Below are 14,950 nucleotides of genomic sequence, written 5' to 3'. Positions count from 1 at the left end.
CGGTTTTGGGACAACGGCAAGTGCTAGCCGAAAATACGCGATGCGGATCGCGCCGGGAGGATTCGTCATGCCAAACAAGGATTTGCCGCTGGTCATCAGCGCGCCTGAACCGCGCACGCTCGAGCTGATTTTCACCCCACCGCAACTGGCGCGCCTCAAGGCACATTACCGCACCGTCGAGACGACGGCCGAGGGTGTGGCGAAACTGCCGGCCGATGAGCTGGCGCAGGCCCGCTACATCATCGGCCAGCCGCCGATCTCGCCCGAGACGTTAGATCAGATGAAGGCGCTGCGCTGCGTCTTCAATGTCGAGACCAACCTCGTCAACAACATGCCCTATGAGACGATGTTTGCGCGCGGCATCCATGTCGTCACGACCGGCCTGGTCTTTGCCGAGCCGGTGGCCGAGCTTGGCCTTGCCATGGCGCTCAATCTCGCCCGCAACATCGTCGATGCCGACCTCGCCTTCCGCAAAGGCGAGGAGCTGTGGGGCGGCGACGGCAATTTGACGGCGCGGCTTTTGTCCGGCGCCGATGTCGGCATTATCGGTTTCGGCGATCTCGGCCGCGCGCTCAACCGCCTGCTGTCGGGTTTTCGCACACGAACCAAAGTGTTCGATCCCTGGCTGCCGCCGTCGATCCTGATTGACAATGGCGTCGAGCCGGCCTCGCTCGACGAGGTGCTGACCACCAGCGACTTCGTCTTCGTCGTTGCGTCGGTGACCTCGGAGAATCAGGGTTTTCTCGGCGCCGATGCTTTCGCCAGCATGCGCAAGGGCGCTGCCTTCATCCTGCTCAGCCGCGCCGGCGTCGTCGACTTCCCTGCCCTGATGGCGGCGGTGAAGAACGGCCACATCGTGGCTGCAAGCGATGTCTTCCCCGAAGAGCCTTTGGCGCAGGACCATCCGGTCCGCACAATCCCCGGCTTCCTGCGCTCCGCCCACCGCGCCGGCGCGCTCGACATCGCCTTCAAGCGCATGGGCGACATGGTGCTGGAAGACATGGACCTGATCGACCGCGGCCTGCCCCCGCTACGCTCCAAGCGCGCCGAGCGCGAGACAGTGTCAAGGATGCGGTCCAAGCCAGCGGACAGGAATTAGTTTTCGCGATAAATCCGTCCTGAAATGGATTTCGGAGTTGGGCTAAGCCCCCTTTGTCATCGCCGCTCAGGATGACCGCGAGCGCGGGAACTTTTGCCCGGCATTGGCGTTTTTCAACCGGATCGCTCCCATTCGATCCAGACCCTCCAGTCTATACCCCGCCAGGCCTAGCCGGCGGGGTATTGATTTTGGGGATGACGTAAGGACCTGCGCTCTATCCGGCAGCAACGCCGGCGGCCGAGCGATTGGCCAGCACCAGCCCGACCTCGCCGACGACCTGCTCGACGCGCTTCAGGATGGGTTCGGCCCGCAGCACGCCGTCGGAAAAATCCTTGTCCGTGGCGTAGACCCCTGTCGGCAGCGTCAACGCCTCGAAGAAGCCGAACAGCGGCCGCAACTGGTGCTCGACGATCAACGCATGGCGATCGTTGCCGCCGGTAGCGAGCAGCACCACCGGCTTGCCGCGCAAGGAAGCGGGATCGAACAGATCGAAGAAGTGCTTGAACAGGCCGGTGTAGCTGCCCTTGTAGGTCGGTGACCCCACCACCAGGACATCGGCATTGACGACACTGTCGAAAATCGCCCGCGCCTGGCCGTCGAGATCGCGCGCCCATTTGGCACTGCCGAGCGAAGGGCCGAGATCTTCGATGTCATAAGTGCTCGCGGACAGGCCATGCTGGCGCGCAATATCCCTGACGACCTGATCGACGAAACCACGCGTCTTGGACGGCCGGGTGAAATTGCCGGAAAACCCGACGACGGTTGGATTGGGCATGTTCTCTCACCTCTCGCGGACCCGCTTGATACCGCATATTTATAGGCTTGCGCCTGCCGCAAGAAGCAAGGATAGGCCCTCCAGCGCCATCTCCAGAGAATTTTTTTCCGTTTGCCAGAAGCGCTCGCTGGTCCGCGAGAAGCAGAACGGTCTGTAAGGCAAAACGACGTTGGCGGCGGCTACGCCTCGCGGTAGGGCTTAACCAGCACTATGTCTGATCACATACTAGCGCCGCCGCTTTGCCCAGGAGATGCTTCGTGCCCAAAGGTTCAGACCTGCTTGTTGCCGCCCTCGAGAATGAGGGCGTCGATCGCATCTTCGGCATTCCGGGCGAAGAAAACCTCGACGTCGTCGAATCCATCCGCAAATCGTCGATCCAGCTCATCCTGACCCGCCACGAGCAGGCGGCCGCCTTCATGGCCGCCACCCATGGCAGGCTCACCGGCAAGCCAGGCGTCTGCATCACCACGCTCGGGCCTGGCGCCCTGAACCTGACGACGGGTGCCGCCTATGCGCTGCTCGGCGCCATGCCGATGATCATGATCACCGGGCAGAAGGGCATCCGGTCGTCGCGCCAGGCCCGCTTCCAGATTGTCGATATCGTCGCCGCGATGAAACCACTGACCAAACTGTCGCGCCAGATCATCTCGCCGCGGACAATTCCCGCCGTGGTGCGGGAAGCGTTTCGGATTGCCGAGGAGGAGCGTCCGGGACCGGTGCATCTGGAGCTGCCCGAAGACATCGCGGCCGAGGAATGCGACGATGTCGCGCTGATCCCGCCGCATCCGGTCGAGCTGCCGCTGGCGAGCCCGCTCGCGCTCGAACGCGCCGCGCAGATGATCATCAAGGCGCAGCGCCCGCTGGCGATGCTGGGCGCCGCCGCCTCACGGCCGCGCTCGACCTCCGACCTCGCCCAGTTCGTGCTTAGAACCGGCATTCCCTATTTCACCACGCAGATGGGCAAGGGCACGGTGCCCGGCGGGACCGAACTCTATATGGGCACGGCAGCGCTGTCCGAGCGCGACTATGTGCATGAGGCGATAGAACAGGCCGACCTCATCATCACCATCGGCCACGACACGATCGAGAAGCCGCCCTTCATTATGGGCGACAAGGGACCGAAGGTGATCCATGTCGGCTACCAGCCGGCCAATGTCGAGCAGGTCTATTTCCCGCAGACCGAAGTGATCGGCGACATCGGCGCTTCTCTCAGGCTGCTTGCCGACCGTATCGAGGGCAAGATCCCCAATGCACAGGCGTTGCTGCCGCTGCGCGAAGGCATTTTGAGCCGCATTGCCGCGCGCGCCACCGAAGACCGTTTCACGCCGCAGCGCCTGGTCCATGACGTGCGCGCGGTCATGCCGGCCGACGGCATCCTGGCGCTCGACAACGGCATGTACAAGATCTGGTTCGCGCGCAACTACCGCACGCGCGTCGCCAACACGCTGCTGCTCGACAATGCGCTGGCCACGATGGGCGCCGGCCTGCCGTCGGCGATGACGGCCGCGATGCTCCACCCCGGCCGCCGCGTCATGGCGATCTGCGGCGATGGCGGCTTCATGATGAACAGCCAGGAGCTCGAAACCGCCGTCAGGCTGAAACTCAACCTGGTCGTGCTGATCATCGAGGACCATGCTTTCGGCATGATCCGCTGGAAGCAGGCGGTCGACCAGTTTCCCGATTTCGGCATGACCTTCGGCAACCCCGATTTTGTTAGATATGCCGAGGCCTATGGCGCCAAGGGCACCAGGGTCAGCGCCGTCTCGGAAATACAATCGACGCTTGAGCAGGCGTTCACCGGCGGCGGCGTCCATCTCGTCGTCGTTCCCATCGACTATTCGGAGAACGAGCGCGTCCTGGTCGAGGAGTTGCGCCACCGGTTGCCAGCGGCGCCGCAGGTCTGACGGCGGAGCGAGAGACCGCTGCAGCTGCAGCGGTCAGGCTGCCCGGACTTTGGCGCTGCCACGCGCCCAGGCCGGCAGCCAGTCGCCATGTGCCGCCAGCAGCTCATCGACCAGCGCCCAGATCTGGTCGAGATCGAGCTCAGCCGCCGTATGCGGGTCCATCATCGCTGCGTGGTAGATGTGTTCGCGGTTTTCCGTCATCAGCGCCTGCACCGTCAGTTCCTGCACATTGATGTTGGTGCGGATCAGCGCGGTGAGCTGCGGCGGCAGCTCACCGATGAAGGTCGGCTGGATGCCGGAGGCGTCGACCAGGCACGGCACCTCGGCGGCGCAATTGTTTGGCAGCGAGGTGATGCAGCCATTGTTGCGAACATTGCCGTAGATCACCGACGGCTCGCCGGTCCACACCGAATTCATGATCGAGGAAGCGTATTCCTTCGACTGCTCGACCTCGATGCGGTCGGCCGAGCGATAGGCCTCGGCCTGCCCCTTCCAGCGCTCGATCTGCTCGATGCAGCGCTTCGGATATTCGTCGAGCGGAATGCCGAATTTCTCGATCAGGTCGGGGCGGCCATCCTTGATGAAATAGGGCGTGTATTCGGCGAAATGTTCGGAGCTTTCGGTGACGAAATAGCCAAGCCGCGTCAGCATTTCGTAGCGCACCTTGTTGGGGCAGCGCGGGTTCCAGCCCGGCTTCGGCGCCCTGCCCTCGCGATAGGCGCGGACCAGGTCCGGATAGAGGTTGCGATAGCTGCCGTCGGGTTGGCGATGCTCGAATTTCAGATAGAAGGCCATGTGGTTGATGCCGGCCGAGCGATAGCGGATTTCCTCGTAAGGAATGTCGAGATCATGCGCCAGCTCCATCGCCGTGCCTTGCACCGAATGGCAGAGGCCGACCTGTTTGATCTCAGGGTATTTCTCTGAAATCGCCCAGGTGTTGATCGCCATCGGGTTGACGTATTGCAGCATGATCGCTTCGGGGCAGACAGCCAGCATGTCCTCGCAGATCTTCCACAGATGCGGCACGGTTCTGAGGCCGCGCATGATGCCGCCGACGCCGAGCGTGTCGGCGATGGTCTGGCGCAGGCCGTATTTCTTCGGCACTTCGAAATCGGTGACGGTGCACGGTTCGTAGCCGCCGATCTGGAAGGCGACGACGACGAAATCGGCGCCGGACAATGCCTTGCGCTGGTCGGAATAGGTCTCGGCCTTCGCCTTTACGCCCAGCGTCGCGATCAGCTTGTTGACGACGATGGCGCTCTCTTCCAGCCGTTGCGGGTTGATGTCCATCAGCGCGATCGTGGCATTCGACAGCGATGGCCGCTGCAGCACGTCGCCGACAATGTTCTTCATGAACACGGTCGAGCCGGCGCCGATGAAGGTGATCCTGGGATGTCTTGCCACTTTAAACCTCCGGCACTTTGCTACGCCACGTCGAAGGCGGCCCTGACGAGCCGTTCGGTATAGGCGGTCTTGGGATTGGTGAGAACCTCGTCGACGGGTCCCTGTTCGACGATCTTGCCGTTCTGCATGACGATGACGCGGTGGCAGAGTGCGCGCACCACTTTGAGGTCGTGCGAAATGAAGAGATAGCTCAAGCCGCGCTCGTCCTGCAGCTTGCGCAACAGGTCGATGATCTGCGCCTGCACCGAGAGGTCGAGCGCCGAAGTCGGTTCGTCGAGCAGGATGAATTCGGGTTCCAATGCGATGGCGCGCGCAATCGCGATGCGCTGCCGCTGGCCGCCCGAAAATTCGTGGGGAAAGCGCGAAAGAATGTCGCCTGGCATGCCGGCGCTGACCAGGGCGTCGCGCACCCGCTCGACCCGCTCGCGCCGCGTTGCGCCGATCCTGTTGACGACCAGCCCTTCCTCGATGATCTGGCCGATCGTCATGCGCGGATTGAGCGAGGAAAACGGATCCTGGAAGACGACCTGCATGCGCGAGCGCAGCGGCCGCATCTCGGCGCGCGACAGGCCTTGGATCGGCTGGCCGTCGAAGCTGATCTCGCCACGCTTGGCATCGGTGAGCTTGAGCAGAGCGAGACCGAACGTCGACTTGCCGGAGCCGGATTCGCCGACCAGCCCGAGCGTCTCGTGGCGGCAAAGTTTCAGGCCGAGATCGTCGACGGCGACCAGCTCGCGCCAGTCCGGCTTCAGGAAGCTGCCATGGCGCAGCATGAAGCAGACGCGCATGTCGCGGGCTTCAAGAATGGTGCCGCTGTTCTCCGGCAGCGGCTGCGGCCTTCCGTGCGGCTCGGAAGCGAGCAGGCGCTTGGTATAGGGATGCTGCGGGTCGGCGAACAGCCGCTCGGTCACGTTGTGCTCGCACATCTCGCCATGCTGCATGACATAGACATAGTCGGAGAATTTCCGCACCACCGTGAGGTCGTGGGTGATCAGGATGACCGCCATCCTGAGCTCTTTCTGCAGATTGCGGATCAGGTTGAGGATCTGCGCCTGGACCGTGACGTCGAGCGCGGTCGTTGGCTCGTCGGCGATCAGCACATCGGGGTCGTTGGCGAGCGCCATGGCGATCATCACGCGCTGGCGCTGCCCGCCGGAGAGCTGGTGCGGATACTGCTTGATGCGCGCTTCCGGCTCAGGGATCTGGACATGCCGCAGCAGCTCGAGCGCGCGCGCCCAGGCCTCTCTACGGCTCACTTTGCGGTGCACCCTGATCGCCTCGACGATCTGGCTGCCGACCGTGTAGATCGGGTTGAGCGAGCTCATCGGCTCCTGAAAAATCATCGAGATGCGGTTGCCGCGCAGCTTGCGCCGGGCGCTCTCGGGGAATTTCAGTATGTCCTGCCCGCAATAGTCGACGGTTGATTTCGGTGACACGGTGGCCCGCTTCGACAAGAGCCCCATGACGGTGCGCGCCGTCACCGACTTGCCGGAGCCGGACTCGCCGACGATGGCGATCGTCTCGCCGCGATAGAGCTGGAACGAGACATCCTTCACCGCCTCAACGACGCCGTGCTCGACCTTGAAGGCCACCTCGACGTTGCGGGCATCGATGATCGGCTGGTCGTGGCGGCCGGCATGGTCGAGCCGGACGGCTGGTGCAAAGGATTGTGCGAGCACGACGGTCATTCCAGTCACCTCAATAGGGATCGACGGCATCGCGCAGGCCGTCGCCCAGCGCGTTGAAGGCGAACACGGTAATCAGCACGAAGCCGACCGGCGACAGGATCCAGGGGTAGGTGCCGATGACCGAATAGGTCGCGGTGTCCTGCAGCATCAGCCCCCACGAGATCAGCGGCGGTTTCACCGCGAAGCCGAGGAAGCCGAGAAAGGCTTCAAGCAGCACCACCGTCGGGATCGCGATGGTCACGGCGACGATGACGTGGCTCATCACATTGGGGAAAATGTGCTGCATGATGATGCGCATGTCGGTGGCGCCGACCGCCATGGCGGCGCGCACATAGTCGATCCGCGCCAGCGCCAGCGTCTTGCCGCGCACCTCGCGCGACATCTGCGCCCAGCCGAGCGCCGACATGACAATGATGACGAAGGCGAGGAAGACGTTGGTCGGCGCGGTCACCGGGATCAGCGTCGTCAGCGCCAGATAGAGCGGCAGCTGCGGGAAGGCGAGCACCAACTCGACGAAGCGCTGCACCCAGACGTCGAACCGGCCGCCGAAATAGCCCGAGACCATGCCGACGGTGGTGCCGATGACGGTGATGATGAACACCACCGTCAGCGCGATCATCAGCGAGACACGCGAGCCCTGGATGGCGCGCGACAGCACGTCCCTGCCGAACTTGTCGGTGCCGAGAAAATGCACCGGCTGGCCGTCGGTCGAGGCGAAGAAATGCCGGTTGGCGGGGATCAGGCCAAGCAACCGGTACTCGGCGCCCTTGGCGAAGAAGCCGAGCAGGCGCGGATGGTCGTAGTCCGGCCCGACGACCGGCTGGAAGGTGACCGGGTCGAGGTCAGCAGAATCCGCTAGCGCATAGACCCGCGGCTGGAGCACGAAATTGCTGTCCTTGTCGTGAAAACTCATCACTTGCGGCGGGGCGAAAGCGACATCGGTCACCTTGGGGTCCATCGGCGCGAAGAAGTCGGCAAACACCGCCATCACCACCAGAAGCACGACCAGGATCAGTCCGGCCATGCCGGTCCAGGAGCGCCTCAGCCGGCGCCAGACCAGCGCCATATAGCTCTCATTGCCGCGCGGGGTCGCAATCGCGGTTGCTTCAGCCGGCAGCGGTGGCGGGGATGGGTCGCGCGCCAGCATCTAGCTCTCCCCGAACTGGCGCACGCGCGGGTCGAGCAGCGCGAGCAGCATGTCGGCGATGATGTTGCCGACGATCAGCGTCGCCGACAGCACCATCATGAAGGTCGCCGTGACATAGACGTCGCCGACCGCCATCGACCCGACAATGGCCGGTCCGACCGTCGGCAGCGCGAAGATGATCGCCGTCTCGATCTCGCCGGTCAGCATGTAGGGCAGCACCACGCCCTGATACATGATGAGCGGATGCAGCGCGTTGGGCACGGCATGGCGCATGACGACGGCGCCGCCGGTGAGCCCCTTGGCCTTGGCCGTCTCGACATATTGCGCGTTCAGCGTGTCGAGCAGATTGCCGCGCATGACGCGCATATTGTAGGCGAGCCCGCCGAAGGTGGCGATCGCCACCACCGGCCAGACATGTTTGACGAGGTCGGCGAATTTCGCCCACGACCATGGCGCGCCGCCATATTGCGGCGAGAAGAAACTGCCGATCTCCGACACGTTGAACTGGAAGACCATGAGATAGACGATGATCAGCGCCATCAGGAAGCGCGGCACGGTCATGCCGAGGAAGGAGATCGCCGACAGCGTCGAGTCGATCCAGGTGTATTGCCTTGTCGCCGCCCAGATGCCGAAGGTGATGCCGAGCACCGAAGCGAGCAGATGGCAAACCAGCGCTAGCAGCAGCGTGCGCGGCAGCCGCTCGCCGACCACGGCGGCGACCGGCTTGTTGTAGTAGAGGCTGTAGCCGAAATCGCCGCGGGTGACGATGCCGGCGATCCAGTTCAGGTACTGCACCGGCAGCGGCTTATCGAGACCGTGCTCGACGCGGTAGGCCTGTGCCTGCGCGTCGGCTTCGGCAAACGAGGCCCCGCCCTGGTTGATGAGCTGCGAACGGATATAGTCGGCATAGTCGCCCGGCGGCGCCTGGATGATGGCAAAGGTGACTAGGCTCAGGATGACCATAACCGGCAATGCCGATGCTATGCGCATGGCCAGGAATCGCAGCACCGTTTCTCCTCCTTGTTGCAGGTTTCAGGGTTGTCTGCCGCTGACCTTACTCCGTCCCGGCCGCGCGCGCAGCGCGGCCGGGCGTCAGTCAGGGGAGGTAACTCAGTTCGTCGGACCCTTTTCGCCGGGCTTGCCGGGAAGCTGCTCGGGGAAGAGTTCGTATTTCTGCTGCTTGTCGGCGGCAACGAACAACCGCTCGCGCACGATCGAATCCTCGGCCCAGTTGAACATGAAGATCGGCGTTCCCTGCGGGACGTTGGAGAAGCGCTTGTTGATGATCAGGGCGCCGGGATATTCCGTCAGCCCAACATTGTAGACATGCTCCGTCGAGATCTTCTGGAACGTCTTCATCAGGCTGGCGCGCTCGTCATTGTCCTGGCTGGAGACGAACTTGTTGACGATGTCGACAAGCTCCTTTTCGAACGGCATCAGGTCGACCTCGCCGCTTTCCGGCGCGCGATGGTTCCAGCTGGTCTTCGGGCCAACCGGCGCGAGCTGCTCGGTATTCTGCACCACGGCGGTCAGCTCCTGGTCGTTGCGCCTCACCAGCCAGTCGAAGCGGCCGGAATATTGGGCGGCGTCGCGCTGGGTGCCGTTGAGACTGTTGAGCACGACGCGAATGCCGAGCTTTTCCATCTGGCCGACGACGCCTTCCGCAAGGCTCTTGTCGGTGGTGTAGTCATTGTTGACCAGCATGACGATCTCGACATTCTTGCCGCCGGCGGTGCCGGCCGGGAAATTGACGAAGCCGTCGCCGTCGGTGTCCTTCAGCCCGGCCTTGGCGAGTTCGGCCTTGGCGCCTTCGAGATCGAACGGATAGTAGACCGTCGAGTTGCGGTCATAAAAGCTGGTGCCGGAGGAGAAGCCGCCGGGATAGATGGCGTTGAACGGACCTTTGACCAACGAATCGCCGAGCGCCTTGCGGTCGAGCGCCATGGTGACGCCCTTGCGGAAGTCCTCATTGCGGTTCAACTCGCGGATCGCCTGGCCGCGCTCATCCGGATTGCCCCAGCCATTGGCGGAGAAATTCATGCGCAGATTGTAGCCGATCAGGCGCGGGCCGAAAGCGAGCCGGGCCGGCGCATCCTTGTCCGCCGCCCGCTTCAGCGAAGCGACGAAATTCTCCGGCTGCTCGAGATTGGAGAAGTCGGCGGCGCCCGCCACCGCCTGCACGTCGCGGTCGGCCCAGGTCGACAGCTTGTAGTGCACCTCGTTGAGGTAGGGCAGCTGGTTGCCCTTCTCGTCGACCTTCCAATAGTAGGGATTGCGGCGCATGACGACGATGTCATCGGGCCTGTACTCCACCGGCACCCAGGCGCCCATCACCGGTATGTTCATATATTCCGGCGGGAACGCGTTCTTGAACTGCTCGTAGGTGTTCTTGGAATATTTCGGATGCTGCGGCTTCAAGATGTGCGCTGGACCGGGGCAGAAGGTGCCGTAGGCCATCGCGTAGAGATACTGTTTTGGGAAAGCCTCCTTGAACGTCCATTCGACGGTGTAGTCGTCGATCTTCTTCAGCGTCGTGCCGACACCAAACGTCTCCTGCGTGGCACCGTTCAGTGGCGAGACATTGGGATCGACGACCTCATCATCCCAGTGGAACATCAAATCGTCGGCATTGAAGGCGACGCCGTCCGACCATTTGGCACCCTCGATCAGATGCATGGTCAGCTTGTGGCCGTCCTTCGACCATTCCCAGCTCCTGGCGAGATTCGGCAGCGGCTCGGTGTCCTTGGCCTCGACCTGGAACAAAGGCGCGGTGCGCGTCAGGCATTCGGAAAGGCCGATGTCGATGCCGCCCCACCCTTGCGTCTGGCCGGCGCCATAGTTCCAGCCTTCCGGCCGGCCGCCGATGACGTGGCGCATGGTGTCGCCGTAGACGCCGATGCCGTCCGGCATATTGCTGGTCTTGAACACCAGCGGCTCCTTCGGCAGCCGATCCTTGACCGGAGGCAGCTTGCCGGTCTTGACGTATTTCTCGGTGACCCAATCGGGCTCGTGATATTCGGGCAGCGCCTTGAACTCCAGGATGGAATCGCGGGCGACATATTTGATCTTGCCCTCGGCGGGAAACTGCGCCGGCGCCGGCGGCGTGGTCGGTTCGGATGCGTATGCGCCGAGCGCCGATGCGCTCAGCGCAAGGCCCGTGAGAATGCCAATTCTGCGAAAGTTCCTCATCGTGTTCCTCCCAGATGTTTCGACTTCTGCTGCTGCCCGCTTTTACTCGGGACGGCTGATTGGCGACCCGGCCTCCCGCGGTTCGCCTGCAAGCATTCTCAGCCGGCCTGTTTCAGCGCCGTCTTTTCGGCGCGCAGTTCTTCGATCGAGCGCACATTGCGCCGCGCCGCACCCGCCCAGTCGCGGGTCTTGACCTTCGATTTCGAAAGCCGCTCCTTGGCCGCCGGCACGGCATCGGCATATTGCGGCAGCCAGCGCGCCTGGGCGACGACCATCTCGTCGACCATCTGCCAGACCTCTTCCGGCGTCGACACGGCACCCACCAGCGGGTCGTGCAGCACGGCGAGCTTCAACAGGTCGATGTCGCCCGTAACAGCCGCATGCACCGACATGCGCTGGACGTTGATCGAGGCCATGCAGGTGGCAGCGCACGCTTCCGGCAGCGTGATGCCGGAGGCCATGTTGATGCCGAAGCGGTCGACGAAGCCGGGCGATTCGATGATGGCGTCCTGCGGCAGGTTGGTGATGATGCCGGTGTTCTTGACGTTGAAATGGCCGCGATAGACGCGGTTGGTCTCCAGCGCTTCGAGGATGTGGCTGGCATGTTCGTTGGAGCGCTTCGACATGTCGAGCGGCTTCGATGCCGCCTCGAGGAATTGCGGGAACTCCGTCTCAAACCAGTTGCGCGTTTCGGTGGAGTAACGGAGGTAGCCGCCGGTCTCGCCATGGATCCAGTCGGACATGTCGATCCAGCGGGTGATTTCGTCCGGCCGCTTGCGATACCAGGGCAGATATTCGGAGAGATGACCGTTGCTTTCGGTCGAATAGACGCCGAAGCGCTTCAGCACATCGATGCGCAGCTTTTCCTGTTGCGAATAGACCGGGTGCGCCTCGAAGGCGGCGACCAGTTCATCCTTGCCGATTTTGCGGCCGTTGAGCCGGAGGTCGATGAACCAGGTCTGGTGGTTGATGCCGGAGCAGACATAATCGAGTTCGCCATGCGATTTGGCGCCGAGCACTTCGGCGATCTGTTCGGCGCCGTGCTGGACGCCGTGGCAGAGGCCGACGGTGTCGACCTTGCCATATTCGATCGCAGCCCAGGTGTTCATCGCCATCGGGTTGGCATAGTTGAGGAATTTCGCGCCGGGCTCGGCGAGTTCTCTTATATCCTTGCAGAAGTCGAGGATGACCGGGATGTTGCGCTGACCATAGAGGATGCCGCCGGCGCAGATCGTGTCGCCGACACACTGGTCGATGCCATATTTCAAGGGAATTCTGATATCGTCGGCATAGGCTTCGAGCCCGCCGACCCGCACGCAGCTGATGACATAGCGCGCGCCTTCGAGCGCCTTGCGGCGGTCCGTCGTCGCTGTCACCTTGGTCGGCAACTTGTTGGCCTCAACGATGCGGTCGAGGATCGCCTTGATCATCTCGAGATTGTGCTCGCTGAGATCGGTCAGCGCGAATTCGATGTCGCTGAATTCCGGAACGCACAAAATGTCGGTGAACAGCTTCTTGGTGAAGCCGACGCTGCCGGCGCCGATAATAGCGATTTTGAAACTCATCACCTTCACCTCGATCCAATCGAATGCCAGGCAAGGAGCAAAAGAGGAGCATATGGCGGCGCGCCATGGCGCGCATGCCATTCGGGCCGGAATTTCCGACCCTTCTCCTCCCCGCCCGCTCCTCGACCGCGGGTCTTTCGCGTTCTCAGGATTTGGATTATGCCGTTATTCCAGGGCGCGGCCAGAGAACGTTTATGCTTTCGAGGGTAATTTTGTGCTGCGCGATCTGATCGCCAACGGACAGTTGATGCGCACCATCTCGCTGCCGCGCGGCCGCCAGCGCCTGCACGCCATGCCGACCAGCACCGGCTATGAAGTGCGCGAGGGCGTGACCTACGACTGGGATGGACGCAAGCGCGGCCAGACGCCGTTCACCGTGCTGCAGCACACGATCAGCGGCACCGGCCAGCTGCGCTACGAAAACCGCAAGTACCGCCTGCAGGCCAACGACACGCTGCTGGTGCTGGTGCCGCACAACCATCGCTACTGGCTAGAGAAGGGCGACCGCTGGGAATATTTCTGGATCTCGATGAATGGCGAGGAGGCGCTGCGCATCCACAAATCCATCCTCAGCGTCTCCGGCCCGGTGTTTCGGCTGCAGCCCGAGACGATCGATCATCTCGCCGATTGCAGCCTGCGTCTCATCAACGGCGCCGCATCGCCGGGCGCTGCTTCGGCGATTGCCTATGAGGCGGCGATGGCACTCTACGACGATGTCTTCGGCTCGCACGCCTTCACTGAGAAACAGAGCGCCATGCAGCCGGTGATCGACCACATCAACGCCAATCTCGACAAGCCCTTGCCGGTGGCCGAGCTCGTTACGATCAGCGGCTTAAGCCGTGCACATTTCTCGCGCTGCTTTGCCGAGAGTGAAGGCATACCGCCGGCCGAGTTCGTGCTGCAGCAGCGACTGCAGCGGGCAGCGAAACTTCTGACCAAGGCCGACTTCCTGCCGGTCAAGGAGGTCGCCATCCTGTGCGGCTTCGAGGATGCCAACTATTTTTCGAAAGTCTTCCGCCGGCTCTACGGCATCAACCCGACGCAGTTCCGCACCACCGGCATGTATGCCAGCCTGAGCAACCACCGGTAGGTTGATTGCCGGGCACCCTCACCCGATTCGATTGCCGGTCGCAGGATCGAACAGATGCAGCGCAGCCGGATCGGCTGACAGCCGCACCGTGTCGCCCGGCCGGACATTGCTGCGCCCCATGACGAAGACGCAGACCTGTTGCCCCGCGAACTTGACATAGAACTGCGTCGACAGCCCGAGCGGCTCGACCACCTCGACTTCGGCCTTGAGCGGTCCATCGTCGGCGAGCTGGATGTGTTCCGGCCGCAACCCGACGGTCAGCTTGTCGCCATCCTTGAGCGGCAAGCCGTCAGGCAACCGCAACTTCTGGCCGTCGGCCAGCACCGCATCCACCTTGCCGCCCTTCGCGACCGTCGCCGGCAAAAAATTCATGCCGGGCGAGCCGATGAAACCGGCGACGAAGGTGTTGATCGGGCGGTCGTAGAGTTCCAGGGGATGGCCGACCTGCTGCACGTAGCCGTCATGCATGACGACGATGCGGTCTGCCATGGTCATGGCTTCGATCTGGTCGTGGGTGACATAGACCGAAGTGGTCTTGAGCTGCTGGTGTAGCGCCTTGATCTCGGCGCGCATATGGACACGTAATTTGGCGTCGAGGTTCGACAGAGGTTCGTCGAACAGGAACACTTTCGGATCGCGCACGATGGCGCGACCCATGGCGACGCGCTGGCGCTGGCCGCCGGACAATTGCCGCGGCAGCCGGCCGAGGAAACTGTCGAGACCGAGGCGCTTCGCGGCCGCCCCTACCCTGCCATCGATGGTCGTCTTCTCCGCCTTCTTCAAAAGCAGGCTGAAGCCCATGTTCGACGACACATCCATATGCGGATAGAGCGCGTAGGACTGGAACACCATGGCGATGTCACGGTCCTTGGGCGCGACATCGTTGACCAGCCGCTCGCCGATGCGGATCTCGCCGCCCGACACCTCTTCCAGCCCGGCGATCATGCGCAGCAAGGTCGACTTGCCGCAGCCGGACGGGCCGACCAGCACGACGAACTCACCATCGGCGATTTCGAGATCGACGCCATGCAGGATGCGCAGCGACCCGTAATCCTTCTCGACGTTTTGCAGCGTGACGGAAGCCATCGA

11 protein-coding genes are annotated in these 14,950 nt (G+C 62.9%); 3 read left to right on the top strand and 8 right to left on the bottom strand.

What is annotated here, in order from left to right; all coding sequences use genetic code 11:
• The first annotated feature begins 67 nt into the window (after window positions 1-67).
• Window positions 68-1,099 carry a hydroxyacid dehydrogenase gene (locus tag AC1D1B_RS19670; protein ID WP_477334116.1) on the top strand — a complete coding sequence of 344 codons (1,032 nt, stop codon included), beginning with the start codon at window positions 68-70 and terminating at the stop codon, window positions 1,097-1,099.
• 214 nt (window positions 1,100-1,313) lie between these two features.
• Here AC1D1B_RS19670 and msuE read toward each other — a convergent pair whose 3' ends face one another.
• Entirely contained in the window at window positions 1,314-1,874 is a 561-nt protein-coding gene (gene msuE / locus AC1D1B_RS19665) for an FMN reductase (protein ID WP_477334115.1), read from the bottom strand.
• 257 nt (window positions 1,875-2,131) lie between these two features.
• Between msuE and AC1D1B_RS19660 the strand changes: the two genes are divergently transcribed.
• The gene (locus AC1D1B_RS19660) at window positions 2,132-3,778 is read left to right on the top strand and encodes an acetolactate synthase large subunit (protein WP_477334114.1); all 1,647 of its coding nucleotides are present in this window, start codon (window positions 2,132-2,134) and stop codon (window positions 3,776-3,778) included.
• 33 nt (window positions 3,779-3,811) lie between these two features.
• On the opposite strand, the gene melA (AC1D1B_RS19655) is transcribed toward AC1D1B_RS19660, so the two are convergent.
• The 6 genes from melA (AC1D1B_RS19655) to melA (AC1D1B_RS19630) form a co-directional block, all read right to left on the bottom strand.
• Window positions 3,812-5,182, bottom strand: a complete 1,371-nt coding sequence (gene melA / locus AC1D1B_RS19655; RefSeq protein WP_477334113.1) for an alpha-galactosidase — start codon at window positions 5,180-5,182, stop codon at window positions 3,812-3,814.
• A 20-nt stretch (window positions 5,183-5,202) separates the two neighbouring features.
• Window positions 5,203-6,870, bottom strand: a complete 1,668-nt coding sequence (locus tag AC1D1B_RS19650) for an ABC transporter ATP-binding protein (protein WP_477334112.1) — start codon at window positions 6,868-6,870, stop codon at window positions 5,203-5,205.
• Between the two features lie 10 nt (window positions 6,871-6,880).
• Window positions 6,881-8,017 (bottom strand): ABC transporter permease, encoded by a 1,137-nt coding sequence (locus AC1D1B_RS19645; RefSeq protein ID WP_477334111.1) that lies wholly within the window; start codon window positions 8,015-8,017, stop codon window positions 6,881-6,883.
• Entirely contained in the window at window positions 8,018-9,025 is a 1,008-nt protein-coding gene (locus AC1D1B_RS19640; RefSeq protein ID WP_477334110.1) for an ABC transporter permease, read from the bottom strand. It abuts the gene before it with no gap.
• 102 nt (window positions 9,026-9,127) lie between these two features.
• Entirely contained in the window at window positions 9,128-11,206 is a 2,079-nt protein-coding gene (locus AC1D1B_RS19635) for an ABC transporter substrate-binding protein (protein ID WP_477334109.1), read from the bottom strand.
• Between the two features lie 98 nt (window positions 11,207-11,304).
• Window positions 11,305-12,771, bottom strand: a complete 1,467-nt coding sequence (gene melA / locus AC1D1B_RS19630) for an alpha-galactosidase (protein WP_477334108.1) — start codon at window positions 12,769-12,771, stop codon at window positions 11,305-11,307.
• Window positions 12,772-13,018: 247 nt separating this feature from the next.
• Between melA (AC1D1B_RS19630) and AC1D1B_RS19625 the strand changes: the two genes are divergently transcribed.
• Window positions 13,019-13,861 (top strand): AraC family ligand binding domain-containing protein, encoded by an 843-nt coding sequence (locus AC1D1B_RS19625; RefSeq protein ID WP_477334837.1) that lies wholly within the window; start codon window positions 13,019-13,021, stop codon window positions 13,859-13,861.
• A gap of 18 nt (window positions 13,862-13,879) precedes the next feature.
• Here AC1D1B_RS19625 and AC1D1B_RS19620 read toward each other — a convergent pair whose 3' ends face one another.
• On the bottom strand, window positions 13,880-14,947 hold the full coding sequence (locus tag AC1D1B_RS19620) for an ABC transporter ATP-binding protein (RefSeq protein ID WP_477334107.1): 1,068 nt from the start codon (window positions 14,945-14,947) through the stop codon (window positions 13,880-13,882).
• Window positions 14,948-14,950 lie beyond the last annotated feature (3 nt).

The organism is Mesorhizobium sp. P2_C5_2, assembly GCF_056404535.1.
This window is presented reverse-complemented; position numbering and strand designations above follow the sequence as displayed.